The organism is Paenibacillus sp. MT86, from assembly GCF_058792535.1.
Window position 1 is genome coordinate 1,548,649 of record NZ_CM179499.1, and the last position, 19,557, is coordinate 1,568,205.

Below are 19,557 nucleotides of genomic sequence, written 5' to 3' on the forward strand. Positions count from 1 at the left end.
CTGAAAATGGGGGGTTGATGGAAGAAGCGGATAAAAAAGAGCCGTACCTCATCGTCTTAGTGATGAGGTACGGCTCCCTATATTAAAGCTTATTTTGATGCGCCTTGGATTAAGGCGTTTTCTTTAATACAACAAGCGTTTTGGACGCTTCGGATAAAGGCGTTGCGGATTGTGCGCTCGAAGCAAGTTTCTTATCCTGGGATTGCACGGACAGGACATAAACGGCGTACTTCGCATTGTCTTTAATGTCTTTACCCAGGGCATCCTTGGCAGGGATATCGATGAGGGTCGAGACATCTTTGCCATCCGGTTTTATTGTTGCATTCTTATCTTCTTTGGCAGCGGCGTCCGTTGCTGCTTTAAGATTGAAGGTCTTGATGTTGTCTTCCTCTACAAACAACAGGCGGTAAGCCGTAATACCTCGCTCATCGATCGCCCTCTTGAAATCGACTTGAAGCTTCCCGCTTGCATCCAGCTTGGCTGTGACGGCCGTGGTTTGGAGCGGGTTCGGAATCGTAAACAAACCAGATGAATCGGACAGTGCGTTGGTGGTAGAGGTTGTGCCGTCGGCAACTACCAGAATGTAGACTCTGTACTTATGACCAGAGGCAATGGCTGCACCATTGACGTCTTTTGCTGTAGCCTCCAAGTTTTTCACATATTGATTCAGTCTTGTATCGACATCGACTACAGTGTAGTTTCCGGGAAGTACTTTATCTGCTTCATAATCACCAAATTTTTTGGTTTCTGGTACCACCATGATCCGGTATTCTTCAACGCTTCCTGTTGCGGACGAGAACTTAACAACAATATCACTGGCATTCCCGTTGGTGCTTTCAATCCCGGCATACACGTCCGAAGGAACCGTGACGGCCGTACCCGTAAGCTTGATAGGCGCCGATGGTGCAGACAGGGCATTGCTTATGGAACCATTATTGCTTACGGACAGTACGAATACTTGATAATCCACCGAATTGCGAATCGGCTGACCGTCAACATCGTTTGTGGCAGGTCTCAGAACATTATCAAAATTGTAGCCGACCGGTACAGGATCGAATTTACCAGAACCTACTTGGTTAGCTTGAGCTACAGTAAAGCTGCCAGCGTTGGTTTGTTTTACGACCATGATTCGGTACTCTTTGATATTGGCTTCATTTGCGGCTTTGGCGAATGATACTTTCAGGTCGCTTGCGTTATTGTTGTCGCCATTATCAGCTGCTGTAACGTTCGTTGCTGCAGCTACCTGGGTCACGCCTTGAATCGTAACCGCATTAGAGACCGCCGAAAGCGCGTTGCTGTAATTCGAATAGCTGTTGCCTACAGACAAGACATACACGCGGTAGCTTGAACCTCTTTGAATGAGGTCTCCATCGCTATCCTTGGTCGTGTTAGCCAAATCCCGAGTGATGGTACCGCCGGTTTTGTTAACCAACGTGTAATACCCGTTGCTGTAAGCTTGCGACACGTTCAGGCTTTTGTTTGACTTCACGACGATAACCCGGTAATGGTCGATGTAGCTTTCGCCATAAGCAGGACTGAAGGTGACTCTCAGGTCGCTTCCGTTTCCGTTATTGCCGTTTAGCGTCAGGGACGGCGTGGAAACAGGGTTAACGTTCTGATTGGCGTTCCCAAGCGTAATGGAAGCATAGTCAGATAATGCATTGTTACTGGTCGAATATCCTACGGACAGGACATAAACGCGATAGCTGACGCCATTGCGAATCAGATCTCCGTCAATATCGCGGCTGCCTGAATTCAGTACTTGCGACATGTAGTTGCTGCTGCTGTTGTTCTTGCTGATTTGCGTATAATAATAGCTGCTTAAATTGTTTGCCCTGTACAGATCAAAATAACTATTCGATGATTTGACAACGAAGACCTGGTAATGGCTAATATTCGATTGATCGGACGGGCGATAGAATGACACCTGCAGGTCGCGACCGTCATTGTAGTTGTTCACGTCGGTGACGGACAGGCTGGTAACCGCGCCCACATTGTAGCTGGAACTCAAGATGATGGAGCTCGATGGAGCGGACAGCACGTTGTTATTGGCGTTATTGTTGTCCACCGCCATGACGAATACGCGATAGTACACGCCGTTGCGAATCGTTGCTCCATCGACGTCTCTGGCGCCCGATGACAGCGTCAGGTTCGTGATGTTATTGCCGGTTTTGTTGACATGGGTATAGTAGTTGTAGCTGGAAGCCGTGTTGGCTCTGCTTAGGTTAAAGCTGCTATAATTGCTGTCCTTTACGACAAACACGCGATAAGAATGAATACTGGATTCGTTGGATACCTTGTTGAAGCTTACGCGAAGATCGCGGCCATCACCGGCATCGCCGATATCCGTTACCTGCGTGATGAAAGGAACCGTTGTATTCCCCGTGCTGAGGGTGATGCTGGCCGAACCGGACGAGAGGTTGCTTGCAAGCACGCTCTCGTTGCTGCTGACAGACTGAACGAATACGGTGTAAGCGACTCCGCTGCGAATGAGCTCGCCTGAAGTATCGCGGGCGGAAGAGCTCAGCGTCGTGGTCAGCGTTGTGTTCGTCGTGCTAGTTTTGCTTACCGTTGAGTAATTTTGGCTGGATACAGACTTGGCTGCGGCCAGGTTGAAGTTAGCTGCATCCTTCGTTTTTACGACAAACACGCGGTAGTTGCTTACATTGCTCTCGCTCTGAGCGCGCGTGAAGTTGACCTGAAGATCACGGCCATCGCCGTAGTCGCTCACATCGCTCGCTTTTACGTTGGTTGCTCCGTTCACCGAATTGGTGTTGGTCAGCGTCAACGACGGGGAAGCCGAGGAAAGGGCATACGTGCCGCCAGTTTTGCTGACTGCCAATACATAAGCTTTATAAGCTTGATTATCGCGGATAAGGTCACCGTCCACATCCTTTGAGCCGGATGTAAGGGTCAGCGTAGGATCCGAGCCGGACGGATATACCGTGGCGTAAGCAGCGGAGGATACGCGCTGTGCCTCGGTTTGGTTTAACGTCTTGGACTGCTTCACAATCATGACGCGGTAATGCGAGATTAAAGGTTCGGTCGACGATTTGGAGAAGCTGACCTGCAAATCACGGCCGTCGCCGGCATTGCCGATATCCCGAAGGGTTACGTAATTCACCGGCACGATGCCGGTAGTATTTCCACCGCTGCCGGAATTGTTCGTCGTGGTGACGGTAACGGTTTTCGTTTTGGAATTCCAGCCGATTTTTTGGCCGAGGGCTTCGCTTACGAAGCGGACCGGCACCATGGTGTTGCCTTTTAAGTTCTTCGCCGGTACATCCAGCGCCACCGTCTTGCTATTGATGGTGGCTGTCTTGGAGTTGATTTTTAGGATGACGGTTGTGCCATCCTTGACCGCCGTGACGGTTTTCGTTTTTTGATTCCACTTGACCGATGCATCCAAGGCTTCGAAGATGGATCGCATCGGAAGCATGACGCGCCCCTGGATCATGACAGGCGCTTGAGGCGTATACAGCTTGACGCCGTCAATCAATACGCTGATGTTCACTGCCGCCTGGGCCTGCGATTGGAATGTCATGGGGATTAACAGTATAGCTGCTAGCAAGGCAGTCCATATTCTTTTCACACACTCAACCTCCTGAATTCGCTTTGTTATTATTTTCCTCTACAATATGACGCATTCGTTCAGAATAAAGTTTCAACTATTACATCGGCATTCCGAAAATATTTTTTAGTACCAGATCATAAATAAGGGAAGAAACGGTGCATATTCGCCGTTTCTTCCCTCGTTATTGTTGATCAATATTGGGTAATGGGTTCGGTGCCGCCTGCGATCGACCGGGTTACCGCATCATAGATATTCGGCGGGTGCTCGGCGATTCGGTGGCACAAGTACAGGAACCACTCCTCGCCGTATGTCAGGTAGATTCGGACGGGGAAGCCTTCCTCCTTCAGTTGCTTGGCAAAATCCGTTCGTATGCCATACAGCATTTCAATTTCGACGGCTGCGCCGCGATACACTTCGTTGCGGGTCATATGCCGCAGGATAGGTTCATCATGAGTGGCGACCGATACCGGCCTGCCTGCCTGAACGCATAAATCCACCATTTGAATATACCTAGAGCTAAGCGTCTCGGAACGAGGAATATAGCGTCCCTCTTGTTCCTGATAGGCGCCTTTTACGATGCGGATCGTGCCGGAACCGTAGGTAAGGACTTGTTCGAGATCTTCCAGGGTTCGGGGGAGCTGGGCTTGCAGCGTGATGCCGACATTCGCGAATCGGGCCGATATTTTGCGATGCAGCGCAAGGATGGCATCCGTTTTGGCGGACTCCTCCATGCTGATGACCAGCTCCAAACCGGCTTCCTCCGCTTGGCTGGCAAGCCCTTCAAGATGCCGGTAAGCCAAATCCCCGTCTACCGATAATCCGATATGGGACAGGTCGAGCGAAATACGGGTGCCTGGCCGGCCTTTCGAACAGGCTTCGATTAACCGGGAGAACTCCAGGAAAGCCTGTGTACATTCGGCTTCGGTCAGGGTGTTCTCCCCGATATATTCCAGCGAAGTCCGATAACCTCGTGCATCCAGTGCATCTCGGCAGAACAAACCTCGCTCCAGCACGTCTCCCGCGACAAAACGCTCCGCTGCACGCAGCAGGATCGGATACCATTCGGCGGATTGCCGGACGTATTGTTTGAGCTGCAGGTTACGGGCAACTGACTTCAGAGCGTCGGCAAAAGCCTGTTCAGATAAAGAATCGTTCAAGTTAAACACCTCGCAACATTGGGATCTTCATGATTCTATCAGCGTCTGCGCGAGGCGGTATTGTATAAAATTGCGGTTAGTTTAAGATGACGCTGCTTTCGCATACCGAAGAGGCGTTGTCCCCACGCACCCGGCAAAAGCTCTCGTGAAATGGCTCTGATCGTAAAACCCGGACTCGGCAGCAACGTCGGCGATGGTCTTCCCCTGTAACAGCTGCTCTTTCGCATAATTGATGCGCAATAAATTTTGGTAGGCATGCGGAGCAAGATGATAGGTTTCCGTAAACATCCGAATGAGGTGGAATTTGCTGATCCCGGATATGTCCTGCAGGGTATCGAGTGTAATGCGGTCTTTGTAATGATGATCCAAATACTTCTTCGCTCGAAGCATAGCCGGGGATTCAGGCACATTGCCGCCAGGCACCGAGGCGCTTTCCTCCTGAAGCAGGCCCGTTTCCCGCATTAATGCCATCAGCATGGATTCAATCTCCAATGGAGTGGCTTTTTGCTGAAGCCCAATTCTGCAGGAATGAACCAGATTTCGGCAGCGATCGTTTTGATATTTCGGCAGCAGGATGGGCATATCGGATTGGGAGGGATGATAGCGGGCAGGCGCAGGGTCGAGCCACCGGGGATGGATAAAAACCATCGTATATTTCCAGTCGGCGGGATTCTGGGGATGGCAAGCATGAGGGAGCAGCGGCGGGAAATGCACAATATGTCCCTGAGCAGCCTCATACCGTTTCCCGGCAGACCATATGCGGGTAGCCCCTTGCTCAATGAGACCAATGGAGATTTCTTCGTGAAAATGCTTTTTGTAGGCCAGATGATCCAAAGCATCGCATTGTTTGATTTCCAAAAACGGCAGAGCAGGGTCGCGCAAAAATATAATATCGGGCATTTTCGTCACTCCTCCTTCTTGACTGGGGCAATCCCGTATTACCGTGTTAAAACCGGACATCAATAGCTACATTATAAAGAAGGCGTTATGTTTGTTCAAAGACGGCGTGAGTCTATTATATAACTTTACGGAAATATAACTGTGTAGTAATATAATAAACATGTTGAACGACAACCTTTTTGAAGTATTGGCAGAGCCGAACCGCAGGACGATATTGGACTACCTGCGCGTGAAAGAGTGTACGGTGGGGGAGATTGTAGATCTCATGCAGCTCAGCCAACCCGGCGTGTCCAAACATCTGCGCATTTTGCGGGATGCTGGCCTTGTCTCGCTGCGGAAAGAAGCACAGAGGCATGTGTACAGCCTGAATGCCAAGCCTCTGGAGGAGATCCACGACTGGCTGGAGCCCTATCGGCAGTTCTGGACGAACAAGCTGGATGATCTGGAGAGGCTGCTGGATGAGGATGAAGCTCCGTAATCATCCTAAGGCCGCCGGATTGGAAGAACCATTTTTGAATCAAACATTCCATGAGGAGGATGAGTGATGCTGGCTGTTGTACGGCAAGACGAGTTCGGAACGACCGTCCGATTTGAACGCCGCCTGAAGCATTCGGTTGAGAAGGTGTGGTCCTATTTAACGGATAATGACAAGCTGAAGCAGTGGTTTTCGGAGCTGAAGGTGGAGGATTTGCGCCAAGGCGGAAGAATTACCTTTGACATGCAGGACGGAACGTTCGAGGAGTTTGAGATTACGGACTATCGGGAGTTATCGGTACTGGAGTATACGTGGGGAGAGGACCGGGTGCGTTTTGAGCTGCATCTCGAGGCCGAAGGCTGCCGTCTGGTGTTGATCGAGACGATAACGAACATCACGGATCATACGCCGAAGGATATTGCCGGTTGGGACGTATGCCTGGACGTCATTGAGGCACTGCTGGATGGCAGGACGCTTGAATCGCGCAAAGACGCCTGGTCCGAAAAATACGAGCAATACGTTCACGTATTTGAACAATTGCCCCGAGCATAAATTTTGCTCCTTCCCAGCATGCAAACATGCGGGGTTGGAGCTTTTTTTATTGGAAGGAGGGTGAATTCCATCTATAATCGGGTGAGGGATATATTCCCATATGTAATACCGTCTGGGTGGAGGGATCAAAATGCCGGATTACAAGGTAAACATCTTGCAGCTTAGAGAAGATAACTATCATAACGGGCTTAAGCTGGGCCGCAGCCTGCGAAATCAGCCCATATTGAAAGCTTTCGAAGCGGCCACCAAACCGGAGATCGACACGGAACAGTTGAAGAGCATCTATAACGAGTTTGCCCCGCAGCTGCTAACGGAGCTTGAAGGACTGGCGGAAGGTTTGGAAATGTCCTTTCCCAAAGCCGCGGCGCTTTTGGGCGGATACGACGTCCCGAAAATCGCGGCCATGGGCTGCTCGGCGATGATCACGGCCTCGTATTACGTAAGAAATTACGATTTTACGCCTGCGTTTTACGATGGTTATTTTACTGTGGCTCAAGCCGATCAAGGCCTGGCAACCGCGGGCTATAATTTGCAGGCCATAGGCAGGCATGACGGGGTGAATGAGCAAGGGCTTGCCGCCGGGCTGCATTTTGTCAGCTTTGACGGATACCGGACGGGACTGTCGCCTTGGGTCGGCGTTCGGATGATACTGGAATCGTGCAGTACGGCAGAAGAAGCGTCTTATATGCTGCGCCATATTCCCCATGCGGCTTGTTATAACTTTTCAATAGGAGATGCACGGGGCAACATGGCCGTTGTCGAGGCAAGCCCGGACCAAGTGATTCCCCGTGCGGGCGGGGAGGCGGCAATTGCCTGCGTTAACCATTATGAGGCGTTGACGGGCAAAAACAGGCCTGCCATCGAGCATTCCCTGCGGCGTAAACGTTACCTCGACAGCCTGGATGCGGAACGGTTAACCCAAACCGAGGCTTTCGGTTTGTTTAAGGATCCAAAGTCCCCGTTGTTTTTTACGGATTACGACGATTTGTTCGGAACGCTGCATACCTTTTCGTACGCCTTCGAAGATGGAAGGGTCATGACCTCGCTTGCTCAGGGCGGCGTGCTTGATTTTTCGTTCAGGGAGTGGATCCGGGGCCAAGATATCCCCGAAGCGGCGTTGACGGGACATATCGATGGATATGAGGACGGACAGCGTGTTTAAAGCTCGGGCAGCAGGATTGCGCTTGGGTGCAATCGCGGCATTGTTAGTCCTCCTGCTGCTTTGTGCCGGAAAAGCCGATGAGGATATTACGCTTCAGAACGAGATCAACATTCCTTTTTTATATCGATTGCTAATGTCGTATGCCCCGGATTCATATACAGTAGAAAGCCAATACGGCAAACCGGATATCGTAAGAAAAGAACGGGACTATACGTATGAAATTCACGAAATGGCGGATGGCAGCAAGCTGGTTTCGTTCTTTTATCCCAGAGGTGGACATCTCACGGATCAATGGCGGCTTAGCCGCCTCCCGGAGCGGAGCGAGTTTGATGTTTTGGTTCCAGGAGAAGCCCTTGCTCAAGAAGTCAAACGGATCGATCCCTATTTTAAGCTCATGACCGACGCGAGCCATGAGACGGGAACCAGCGAGCATCGTCTCCGAGATACCGGATTGGCCACGATTCAATACAAGCACGCAGGGGGCAGATGGATCGTGGATTCGATCGAGTACACGGCTCAGGACCCTTCCGGTTTCGTAACGAAGCTTCGTGCGGAGGACCGGGCGATCTTCTGGAAATCATAGGATGTTTATCATGGCTTTATTATGAGCGCTTCTTCCGGGTGAAGGAGCGTTTTTTGTGCCGTTCGTGCATGCCGAATTTGGAACATTCTGTGACTTAGCCGTCTGGGGCGGTTCAGCGTTTTCATTGGCGGATTTGTTTATGCTACACTGGTTTTAAAGATGGATTCACGGATCAGGACAAGCCAAACAAGTGAATCTAACAACGAAGAACACGCAAATAGAATAGTCCGCTGCACAGGTTTAGGCAAACGCCGATTGACCATCCTGCAGCTGACGCGCTTATAGACCGCTTGGGTTACCTAATTTTCTACATAACGTTCCAGGCCGAAAAGGCAACGATGAGTTGGGAGTGGAGTGACATGGCTTTTGTGAGCATTAAGGATGGATATAAGCGCTATCGGATGGGCGAGACCACCATTGTAGCCAACGACGGAATCAACCTGGAGATCGAAAAGGGCGAGTTCGCGATTATCGTCGGTCCCAGCGGGGCAGGAAAATCCACGGTGCTGAACATATTGGGCGGCATGGACACCGCCGATGAGGGGCAAGTGCTGGTGGATGGAACGGACATAGCCAAGTTCAACAGCAAGGAGCTGACGGGATATCGGCGCAATGACGTCGGATTTGTGTTCCAATTTTACAACCTGGTTCCCAATCTGACGACAAAAGAAAACGTGGAATTAGCCTCGCAGATTTCGCCCCGAGCTCTGGATGCCGAGCAAGTGCTGCGGGATGTCGGCCTGGAGCAGCGCCTGAACAATTTTCCGGCACAGCTGTCCGGCGGCGAACAGCAGCGGGTGGCGATTGCCAGGGCGCTTGCCAAGCAGCCGAAGCTGCTTCTCTGCGATGAACCCACGGGTGCGCTTGATTACCATACCGGGAAGCAGGTGCTCAAGCTGCTCCAGGATACCTGCCGCCACACGGGAACGACCGTTATCGTCATTACGCATAATTCTGCCCTGGCACCGATGGCCGATCGAATCATCGAGATCAACAATGCCAAGGTTCGGAAGACGGTGGTGAATCCGAATCCCGTTTCCGTAGACAGCATTGAGTGGTAGGGAGACATCGATGATGAAGAAGAAAGCGTTATGGACTGATATTTTCCGGGAAATATCGCGGACAAAGGCACGGTTTCTGTCCATTTTTGCGATTATTATGCTCGGCGTTGGCTTTTTCGCGGGGATCAAGGCCACCGGGCCTGATATGCTGGATACGGCGGATCACTACTATAAGGATTTAAAACTGATGGACCTTAAGGTTCAATCGACCTTGGGTCTCGAACCAAGCGATATTGAAAAGCTGAAACGGGTTGCCGGCGTGGATGCGGTTCAACCGGGCTACGGCGCGGACGTATTTCTCGGCGACAGCGGGCGGATCGCGAAGGTGCTCTCCTATGACCCAGGAAATAATCTGAATCAATATGTGCTTACAGAGGGGCGAATGCCAGAGGCAGCAGGCGAAATCGTCATCGATGCAGGAGAGAGAGGAAACGAATTTAAAATAGGGGATCAGGTCACCTTTACCAATCCGGATCAGGAAGTGGATTTGGGGGAAACGTTTGATCATCTGACGTATACAGTCGTTGGAAGAGCGAAAAGCCCGCTGTTCATAAGCAGCATGAGCCGGGGAACGAGCGGTATCGGCAAAGGAACGGCGGATGTATTTGCCGTTATTCCGGAGAAGGATTTTAAACTGCCTGTTTATACGGAAGTCTACTTGACCTTTCATGACACGGCGGAACCTGCTCCTTATACAGCCGAGTATGACGAGAAAATCAGCCGGCACAAAGAAGCGGTTGAACTGGCGCTGGAGGCCATGCCGCAGGAGCGGCTGGCGGAAATCCGTGCAGAAGGTCAGAAGAAGCTGGACGAGGCGACGCACAAAATCGAGGATGCCAAGAGGCAGCTTGCCGATGCGGAGCAGGAGTTAACGGATGCGAGGCTCAAGCTGAATGAAGGCGAGCAAGCGTACCGCGATGGGGTGAACAAGCTTCAGGCCGAGCTGGCCCAAGGGCAGGCTAAACTCGATGCGGCGGAACAAGAACTTTCGCAAGGCAGAGCGGAACTGAAACGCAATCAGCAGAAGCTGGAACAGGGCCGGAATCAGCTCAAGACGGGTCAGAGCCAATTGGATCAGCAAAAGGCGGAGCTTGCGCCGAAGCTGGCACAAGGACAGCAATTGGCGAAGGCGCTGCAGCAAATCTCCGGCTTGGACTCGGAGGTCATTCCTGACGAGCAGAGGCAAGAGCTGCTCTCGGCAGCTCAGTCAGCCGATCCGAAACTAGCGGTCGCCGTCGCCGGCTTCATGGACGGCGCATTGGACGGAGCTGCTTTGCGACAGGCGGCTTCCGCGTTCCAGCGTGGCCTGGGCGAGGCTTCGCTGCAGCTGGATCAGGCTGAGCAGAAGCTGGATGCAAGCGAAGCAGAGCTGAAGGACGGGCAGGCTAAGCTTCGGGAAGCCGAGCGTCAGCTCGCGCAGGGCGAGGCTTCGTTGAAGCAAGGAACCGAAGAGCTTGCAGCCGCCAGACGGGAGGGGGAAGCCAAGCTCGCGAATGCGAAAGCGGAGCTTGCCCAAGGACAGGCGGACTACCGGGAAGGTCAGGAGAAATTCAAAGAGGAAAAAGCAAAGGCTATGCGGGAGATCGCCGACGGCGAGAAGGAAGTGGCCGAGGGCCGGAAGGAGCTGGATCAGCTTGAGCTTCCCAAGGTCTATGTCATGGACCGCAGCGTCAACCCGGGATATACCGAGTACAGCGATAACGCGGACCGCTTATCTTCCATTGCGACCGCGTTCCCGGTTTTCTTTTTCCTGATCGCGGCCCTCGTCAGTCTGACGACGATGACCCGGATGGTTGAGGAGCAGCGGCTGCAGATCGGAACCCTGAAAGCCCTCGGTTACAGCAACCGGGACGTGATGAAAAAGTTTCTGGTCTATTCGACGCTGGCGAGCGTTGCCGCATCGGCTGCCGGACTGGCCGTCGGCTTTACCCTGTTTCCCGCCATCATCTATGATGCTTACGGCGCTTTGTATAATCTGCCCGATGTAAGAACCAGCTTCTATCTCAGCTATAGCATCGTCTCGGTTGTCGTGGCTGTGCTCTGTACCACGATGACGGCTTATGTGGCCGTGCGGGTGGAGCTTCGAAGCAACGCCTCGGTCCTGATGCGTCCAAGGGCGCCCAAAAACGGATCCCGCATATGGCTGGAGCGAGTGCCATGGGTGTGGAACCGGCTCGGCTTTATTGGAAAAGTAACCGCGCGAAATCTCTTCCGCTACAAGCAGCGGATGTTCATGACGGTCTGCGGCGTGGCCGGGTGCACGGCCCTCATTCTGACCGGTTTCGGTCTTAAGGACTCCATCGGGGATATCGCGCCGATGCAATACGGCAAAATCATGCAGCACCAGGCGACCGTGGTATTCCAAGAAGATAACGGCGAGAGCGGCGGGCTGGAGGACTATAACAAGCGCCTAGCGGGAGTTCCGGAGATTACGGGAATCCTGAACGTGACCCAGGAGGCGATGACCGCGGCGGCCCCCGGCGTGAACGGCCAGGATGTGAATTTGTTCGTGCCGCAATCGCCGGAGAAGATCGATTCGTTTATCGTGCTGAAGCCCCGCGAACAGGAGCAGACGCTGTCGCTGACGGATGACGGCGCGATCATTACCGAGAAGCTGGCCAAGCTGTTCGATCTCGGCATTGGCAGCACATTCACGGTTCAGAACAGCGATAATGAACCCTTTGAAATGCGCGTGGCGGGGATTACGGAGAACTATGCCTTGCACTACGTGTACATGACGCCGAAATACTACGAAGACATTTTTGACGCAGCGCCCGAAGCGAACAGCCAGCTGCTGACTTATGACCGTAAGGATCCGGGGTGGGAGGATCGGCTTGGGGAATCGCTAACCGCAAGCGAACGGGTCGCCATGGTGAGTTTCACGAGCGGCGTGAGCGACGCCTTCAGCGATACGATGGGCAGCATGAACGTCGTGGTGGTCGTCCTCATTGTGTCCGCTGCGGCCCTAGCGTTTGTCGTGCTGTACAATCTGACGAATATCAACGTATCCGAACGGATACGCGAGCTGTCGACGATTAAGGTGCTTGGCTTCTACGACAAGGAAGTAACCATGTACATTTATCGCGAAAACATGATCCTGACCGTGCTCGGGATCATAGCGGGCAATCTGGCAGGCATATTCCTGCACCGCTTCGTGCTACTGACCGCAGAAGTGGACGCGATGATGTTCAGTCCCACCATCCATGAAATCAGTTATGGCTACGCGGCGCTGCTGACGCTGCTGTTCTCGGCCATCGTCATGGCTTCCATGCATTACAAGCTGAAGCGGATCGACATGATCGAAGCGCTGAAGTCCGTGGAATAACCTATAGTTCGGCAAGAGAGCCATTTTCGCGGGAGACGATCCTTGTGAACGGGCTCTCTTTTTCGCTGCCTGTTCATCCTGGTTTTTATGTTGCGCCATGCGTGAAGAGGTAATGGAATGCGATTTCCGGTGATAATTTTCATCCGCCGGCAAGATCTAGGAGAAAATATATTATAATAGACATATCCAGCCATTGTACGAACTAATATTGCTACTACATGAAGACCTGTGGGTAAATGATGTAAGAAATAGGATAAGGGTCTTCGACACTCGGAGGAATGCATATGGGAATTGTCTTCTCGATCTTGAAAAAGTACCGCGTTGCAGCGATTGCGGCACTTGCCATGATGCTGATCGAGCTCACCGTCGAGCTGATTCAGCCGCTGCTTATCTCCAAAATCATCGACGACGGCATACAGAAGCAGGACATGTCCGTCGTATGGATGTGGGGAGCCGTTTTGACTGGAAGCGCTATTATAGCCTTCATCGCCGGGATATCCAGCTCTTTTTTTGCGGCGCATACGAGTCAGGGGCTCGGTTATGATCTTCGCGATCAATTGTATGACAAGGTGCAGTCTTTCTCTTATTCGATATTTAACCGGTTCGCCACTTCATCGTTGATTACCAGGCTTACGGGCGACGTCACCCAGATTCAGGACACGGTGTTCATGGGCTTGCGGTTCATGACGCGCGTTCCGCTGGTGGTGCTCGGCAGCATTATCATGGCACTGGTCGTGAATGTGAAGCTGGGCTTGCTGCTTGTGCTGACCGTGCCCGTATTGTTTATTTTCATCGCTTGGATCATGAAGCGGGCTGCCGATGCGTTCCGCAGCGTCCAGCAGCGGCTGGATGCGGTGAACGGCGTCATCCAGGAGAATCTCACCGGGATTCGCTTGATCCGCGTATTCGTGCGCATGGGCCATGAAATTGAGCGCTTTGCCCGTACCTCCGGCAAGCTGATGAGCACCACCGTCTCGACCTTGCGATTAACGGAGACAACGATGCCGTTTATTCTCCTCGTCATGAACGCCGGGATCATGGCGGTCCTGTGGTTCGGCCGCAAAGATATTGCGTCCGGCAGTGCCAGCGTCGGCGAGGTGGTCGCCGTCGTCAACTATTCCCTGCGCTGCATCGGCGCCATGTCAGCCCTGTCTTGGGTTGTCGTTGCCTTTTCCCGCGGACGGGCTTCCGCCCAGCGTGCGCAGGAGGTGCTGGGCACGGAGGATACGGCGGCAGGCGCAAACAAGGACATAACCGGAAAAGTGGATATTCAGGGGGGCGTCAAATTCGAGCAAGTGAGCTTCAGTTATCCGGGCAGCGACATCGACGTCCTGACGGATATTTCCTTTGAAGCGAAGCCCGGTGAGCGCATCGCCATCATGGGAGCCACGGGTTCCGGCAAATCCTCGCTGGTCCAGCTGATTCCGCGGCTTTACGAGGAAGAGAAGGGGACTGTGCTCGTAGACGGCGTGGACGCCGCGTCGATCGATGAGGTGAACCTGCGCAGCAGCATCGGCTATGTGCCTCAGGAAGTGCTGCTCTTCTCCGGGACGGTGCGGGAGAATATTGCTTGGGGACGCGAGGATGCAACGATGGAAGAAATTCAGGAGGCGGCTCGCCGAGCTCAGATTCATGAGACCATTGAGCATCTGCCTAACGGGTATGACACGATGCTGGGCCAGCGCGGGGTCAATTTGTCCGGCGGACAGAAGCAGCGCCTGTCGATTGCGCGGGCGCTCGTGCGAAAGCCCGCCATCCTCATTCTGGACGACAGCACCAGTGCTCTTGACGTCCGAACGGAAGGCGCCCTGCTGGATGCCCTCAAGGATTTATCCTGCACGACGTTTTTGATTACGCAGAAGATCAGCTCGACCACTTCGGCGGATTTGATTTTGCTGCTGGATGACGGGCGTTTGATCGGAAAAGGGAATCATGACGCTTTGATGAAAAGCTCCGCTCTGTATCGACGCATCTATGAATCCCAGTATGGAGAGGAGGCGCAGCATCATGCTCAAGGCATTCACTGAACCGTTTCGTCACCCGAAACCGAAGCTGGATCTTGACAAGAACAAGGATGGCGGCAGCCGTGGCGGCAAGCCGAAAGCCAAGGCGAAAAACTGGTCGGGCACCCTCTCCAGGATATGGACCTATCTTGCCCGGCGCAAAGGGAAACTCGCGCTCGTGCTGCTGATGGTGATGTTCAGCTCGGGCCTGGCGCTGCTGGGTCCCTATCTGCTCGGCGTCGGGGTGGACAAATTTCTGGATGATGTAAGAAATCCCGACAGTTCCATCGATTCCGCCTGGCTGTACTTTCTGGTTGGACTAGCCGTCGTATATGTCCTTCAGGCCTTAACCACCTGGCTGCACAACGTCTGGATGATCGGCATCGCCCAAGAGACCGTGTACCGGATGCGAATGGATCTGTTCACGCACCTGCACCGGCTGCCGATTCCGTTCTACGGGAAGCGCCAGCAGGGAGAAATCATGAGCCGTCTGACGAATGACATCGAGAACGTGAGCTCGACGCTCAACAGCTCGGCCATTCAAATCTTCTCGAGCGTGCTGACCTTAATCGGCACGTTAACCGTCATGTTATGGCTTAGCCCGCTGCTTACGCTGCTGACGTTCCTGGTCGTGCCCCTGATGATGATGGGGATGCGCTGGATTACCCGCCGAACCGGCCCGCTGTTTAAAGAGCGTCAGCGCAATCTGGGGGATCTGAACGGTTACATTGAAGAAACGCTGTCCGGGCAGCGAATCATCAAGGCTTTTTCCCAGGAGGAACGGGTGGTCCGCGAATTCGATGAGCGCAATCAACGGATTCGTCTATCGGGCTTCTGGGCGCAGAGCATATCGGGCTTCATTCCGAAGCTGATGAACGGGCTCAACAACTTGAGCTTTGCGATCGTAGCAGGCATTGGCGGCATTCTGGCGATTCAGGGCCATATTACGATCGGCGTCATCATTATATTCGAAAGTTACGCGCGGCAGTTTACGAGACCGCTGAACGATCTGGCGAACCAATGGAATACGCTGCTCTCCGCCATTGCAGGTGCGGAACGCGTATTCGAAGTGCTGGACGAAGAGGTGGAAGCGAAGGATGAAGGAGCGGCCGTCACGCTGAAGAGCGTGGAGGGGGCGGTCAAGTTCGACAAAGTCTCGTTCTCTTACGATAAAGACGGGGACACCCTGGAAGGCATCAGCTTTGAAGCAAAGCCCGGCGAGATGATTGCGCTGGTCGGTCCGACCGGTGCGGGAAAAACCACCTTGATCCAGCTTCTCTCCAGGTTCTACGATCCGGACAGCGGAAGCATTACCCTGGACGGCCGGGACATTTCTTCGATCCGCAGGGAAAGCCTGCGTTCGCAGATGGCTTTCGTGCTTCAGGATTCGTTCCTGTTTCAGGGCACCATCCGTGAGAATATCCGTTTCGGCCGGCTGGATGCGACCGACGAAGAAGTGGAGGAAGCCGCAAAATTGGCTAACGCCCACTCGTTCATCGTGCGCATGAAGGACGGTTACGACAAAATGCTCAAGCCTGACGGCAGCGGCATCAGCCAAGGGCAGAAGCAGCTGCTTGCGATCGCAAGGGCGATTCTGGCCAACCCCTCCATGCTGGTGCTGGATGAAGCGACAAGCAGCATCGATACCGTAACGGAGATCAAGATCCAGGAAGGGCTGCAGCGATTGATGAAAGGCAGGACGAGCTTCGTGATAGCCCATCGTCTGAATACCATCCGCTCCGCCGACCGCATCCTGGTGCTGAAAGACGGACGCCTGCTGGAGCAGGGCTCCCATGATGAGCTGCTGAAGCAGGGAGGGTTCTACAGCGACTTATATCATGGACAGCTGAAGCGCGCCGCCATGTAACCTTAGAGTCGGCACCAAGAGGAAGAAGCGCATGTTCTTCTCTGCCCGCAGCCGCGTTTGGACGTATAAGGGTTACCAGGTATGGGCAGGCACCATAGTATCCACAGCATCGCCATCGCATTTAACAAATTAAAAGCATCAGGACATCATCAAAACCACCGGAGCGGCTTACAGCCAAGCGTTGCTCCGGTGGTTTTTTTGTCGGCATGCGCGGATTCAGATCTGCGCAGCCTGTATGCGAATAGCCCCGATCATAGTCGGATGGGCACGCATGTTTTCATCAAACGCCCCCGCATTGGCTGCCGTTCCTTATTTGGATCCGGTGGTTTGAACCTGCAGCTTATGCTGTGCAGTCCTGCCAAATTGCAGCATAAACAGCAGAAGGATTCCTGCTTGCAACGCCACCAAGACGATATAGATGTTGCTGTAGGTCGAAGCTCCCTGTACCATGTTCAGCGGGTTCCAGCGGGTGGCGGCGCCAAGGTCGACGGCTTTGCCGTAAACCCCGGTGGCAATCGCGCCGGACAGGAAGTTAAGCAGGGAGAACAGTCCCATGCCGACGCCGGTTTGCTCTTTGGGCAGCGATAAGGAGATCGTCTTGGAGAGCGAGATTTGCATAAACATGATACCGACATTGCCGAAGATCAGGAACAGTGCAATCAGGAGCGGCGATACGCCAGCAAAGGTGGACAACAGGGCAAAGCACAGCAGCAGCAGGGTGGAAGCCGCATAGAATAAATAGCGGGTTCCCTTGGTATCCGCGAGCTTGCCGCCTCTTCCGCCCAGCATGGCCGTGACGACGGCACCGGGCACCATGACAAATCCGATCCATCCCGGAGCCAGACCGTTCAAATCCGACAGCAGCTGCGGAGTAAGAAAGGGCAGCGCATACCCGACGCTCATGATGAACATGCCGAGGATAAGTCCGACCGTATAGCTTGGGTTGCGGAATAAACGGGGCTGGACGAAAGGCGCTTTAGCCGAACGAATGCGCAGAAGGAACGCAAGGAACAGGATCAGGCTGCCTAAACCGAATATCCAGCCGCCTTGGGTCACCGAGAGGAGCAGCAGCGCGACCGTTCCGGCCAGAAGGCCGCCGCCGAGCCAATCGATCCGTGCGCCCTCGCCCTGTTCATTGCCCAGATATTTGCGATAGAGAGGGAGGGTGACCAGGATGAGCAGCGGAATGAAAAAGAGCCATCTCCAATGGAACGTGCTAACGACCAATGCGGAAACCACTGGCCCGACCGCGTTGCCGATAGCGAGCCCGGTCGCCGTTATGCCGAGTGCGCGGCCCCGGTTTTCCGCAGGGAAGTAACGGACCGAAATGATCATGGCGATTGCCGGAATGACGGCTGCCCCCGCTGCCTGAAGGATCCGTCCCAGCAGCACCATCCAGTAGGCCTGTGCGGCCAAGCCCGTGATGGAACCGACAAAGAAGAGAAGCAATCCGAAGGTGACCAGATTTTTGAGTTTATAGGTGTCGGCCAATTTTCCGTACAGGACGGAGCCTATGGCATAGATGAGCATGTAAATCGACGATACCCAGCTGACCTGGGCGAAGGAAAGTCGGAATTCCTGGCTGATTTCCGGAAGCACGATATTAAACATGGTTGCGCTCATCGACGAGAGAATCATCGTAAACGCCAGAATGCGTATTAATTTTTCAGCCGGCGGCTGTTGCGGTTGTTGATGTTCGTTCATGTGATTTCCCCCTTTCCTTTGGTTACGATTTATTCTACAATCGATAGTTAATAAATTAAAATATATATTATGACATGCATTCATATACTCAAGGATATCAATAAAGGAGGAAGAACCCCATGGAACTGCTTCAGCTGCATTATTTTCAGACGGTGGCCCGAATGGAGCATATGACCAAGGCCGCGAAGGAACTTCGCATTGCCCAGCCTGCGCTCAGCAAGACGATTGCCCGCTTGGAGGAAGATTTGGGGGTGCCTCTGTTTGATCGGCAGAGCCGGCAAATTAAGCTCAATTCATTCGGGAAGGCTTTTCTGAAAAGCGTCGATACGGCGTTATCGGCCCTAGAGGAAGGCAGGAGGGAAGTGTCCGATTTGGCAGGCATGGAGCGGGGGAGCATCCGCATAGCAACGACGGCATTGCCCCGGCTGTCCAAAGCCCTGGGCGCTTTCCGCGCGCGATATCCTGACGTGAATTTTCGCATCATTCAGATTCCGCCCGACTCCACGATGGAGATGGTGCAGATGCTGGAAAACGGAGAAATCGATCTGTGCTTTACCGCGGCGGCCCTGGACGAAGACCACATTCGGGAGATTCCGGTCCTCCATGCGGAGGTGTTCCTGGCGGTGCCTCACGGCCATCGATTGGCGGGACGGTCCCGCATTTCCCTTCAGGAGGTGGCGGGGGATGCCTTCATCGAGTACAAGGCAGGCCATCCGTTTCGTAAAATGAACGAAGAGTTTTGCCGATTGGCCGGGATCAGCCGGGAAGTCGTATGTGAAGTCGATGAGCCGGCGGCATTGTCCAGCCTCGTATCGGCCGGGCTTGGAGCCGCATTTGTACCCGGATGCAAAGGGGACGACATGCCCCCGTACGCGATGGTGCGCATCGAGAAGCCTTCCTGCTACCGCACCTTTACCATAGCTTGGCTGGAGCGGCGCTACTTGTCCAAGGCCGCAACGGAGTTCCAGTCATTCCTGGTAGACTATTTCGGCGAGTTTCAGGAGCCGATGAAGCATAAAGACGTGATCTGACAAATCACGTCTTTTTTCTGTCCGGCCGCCTCCCTTCTACATAAGCCGAGCATTCCCTTCATACCGTTTTTTAGACCAAAGAACAGGGAGAAGTAGATTGCCACGCCCGTTGGTTACTCTTCATGACGATGAGGTCTTCGCACGCCCTTGACGTTTGTTCTCA

13 protein-coding genes are annotated in these 19,557 nt (G+C 53.4%); 9 read left to right on the top strand and 4 right to left on the bottom strand.

Going from position 1 to position 19,557, the window contains the following annotated elements; genetic code table 11:
- Window positions 1-109: 109 nt before the first annotated feature.
- From AC3RCL_RS06615 to AC3RCL_RS06625, 3 genes are all read right to left on the bottom strand, one after another.
- The gene (locus AC3RCL_RS06615; RefSeq protein ID WP_492534984.1) at window positions 110-3,592 is read right to left on the bottom strand and encodes a stalk domain-containing protein; all 3,483 of its coding nucleotides are present in this window, start codon (window positions 3,590-3,592) and stop codon (window positions 110-112) included.
- Between the two features lie 173 nt (window positions 3,593-3,765).
- Window positions 3,766-4,731, bottom strand: coding sequence for a proline dehydrogenase family protein (locus tag AC3RCL_RS06620; protein ID WP_096775249.1), 966 nt, complete (start codon window positions 4,729-4,731; stop codon window positions 3,766-3,768).
- 81 nt (window positions 4,732-4,812) lie between these two features.
- The gene (locus AC3RCL_RS06625; RefSeq protein ID WP_096775250.1) at window positions 4,813-5,631 is read right to left on the bottom strand and encodes an AraC family transcriptional regulator; all 819 of its coding nucleotides are present in this window, start codon (window positions 5,629-5,631) and stop codon (window positions 4,813-4,815) included.
- A gap of 160 nt (window positions 5,632-5,791) precedes the next feature.
- On the opposite strand from AC3RCL_RS06625, the gene AC3RCL_RS06630 reads away from it, so the two are divergent.
- The 8 genes from AC3RCL_RS06630 to AC3RCL_RS06665 all read left to right on the top strand — a co-directional run bounded on the left by AC3RCL_RS06630 (window position 5,792) and on the right by AC3RCL_RS06665 (window position 16,659).
- Entirely contained in the window at window positions 5,792-6,109 is a 318-nt protein-coding gene (locus tag AC3RCL_RS06630; RefSeq protein ID WP_015733844.1) for an ArsR/SmtB family transcription factor, read from the top strand.
- A 66-nt stretch (window positions 6,110-6,175) separates the two neighbouring features.
- Window positions 6,176-6,658: an SRPBCC family protein gene (locus tag AC3RCL_RS06635; protein ID WP_492534987.1), complete on the top strand. Its 483-nt coding sequence runs from the start codon at window positions 6,176-6,178 to the stop codon at window positions 6,656-6,658.
- 130 nt (window positions 6,659-6,788) lie between these two features.
- On the top strand, window positions 6,789-7,820 hold the full coding sequence (locus AC3RCL_RS06640; RefSeq protein WP_213580585.1) for a C45 family autoproteolytic acyltransferase/hydrolase: 1,032 nt from the start codon (window positions 6,789-6,791) through the stop codon (window positions 7,818-7,820).
- Window positions 7,813-8,403 (top strand): hypothetical protein, encoded by a 591-nt coding sequence (locus AC3RCL_RS06645; protein ID WP_249732874.1) that lies wholly within the window; start codon window positions 7,813-7,815, stop codon window positions 8,401-8,403. The genes AC3RCL_RS06640 and AC3RCL_RS06645 overlap by 8 nt, the downstream gene beginning before the upstream one ends.
- 359 nt (window positions 8,404-8,762) lie before the next feature.
- Window positions 8,763-9,464, top strand: a complete 702-nt coding sequence (locus tag AC3RCL_RS06650) for an ABC transporter ATP-binding protein (protein ID WP_009591627.1) — start codon at window positions 8,763-8,765, stop codon at window positions 9,462-9,464.
- A gap of 10 nt (window positions 9,465-9,474) precedes the next feature.
- Window positions 9,475-12,789: an FtsX-like permease family protein gene (locus AC3RCL_RS06655; protein WP_492534989.1), complete on the top strand. Its 3,315-nt coding sequence runs from the start codon at window positions 9,475-9,477 to the stop codon at window positions 12,787-12,789.
- A gap of 284 nt (window positions 12,790-13,073) precedes the next feature.
- Window positions 13,074-14,816 (top strand): ABC transporter ATP-binding protein, encoded by a 1,743-nt coding sequence (locus AC3RCL_RS06660; RefSeq protein WP_492534990.1) that lies wholly within the window; start codon window positions 13,074-13,076, stop codon window positions 14,814-14,816.
- Complete coding sequence (locus AC3RCL_RS06665; protein WP_096775256.1) at window positions 14,797-16,659, top strand: ABC transporter ATP-binding protein; 1,863 nt, start codon at window positions 14,797-14,799, stop codon at window positions 16,657-16,659. The genes AC3RCL_RS06660 and AC3RCL_RS06665 overlap by 20 nt, the downstream gene beginning before the upstream one ends.
- Before the next feature lie 309 nt (window positions 16,660-16,968).
- On the opposite strand, the gene AC3RCL_RS06670 is transcribed toward AC3RCL_RS06665, so the two are convergent.
- Window positions 16,969-18,363 carry an MFS transporter gene (locus AC3RCL_RS06670; RefSeq protein ID WP_492534992.1) on the bottom strand — a complete coding sequence of 465 codons (1,395 nt, stop codon included), beginning with the start codon at window positions 18,361-18,363 and terminating at the stop codon, window positions 16,969-16,971.
- Window positions 18,364-18,482: 119 nt separating this feature from the next.
- On the opposite strand from AC3RCL_RS06670, the gene AC3RCL_RS06675 reads away from it, so the two are divergent.
- Window positions 18,483-19,394 (top strand): LysR family transcriptional regulator, encoded by a 912-nt coding sequence (locus AC3RCL_RS06675; RefSeq protein WP_213580479.1) that lies wholly within the window; start codon window positions 18,483-18,485, stop codon window positions 19,392-19,394.
- The last annotated feature ends 163 nt before the right edge of the window (window positions 19,395-19,557 follow it).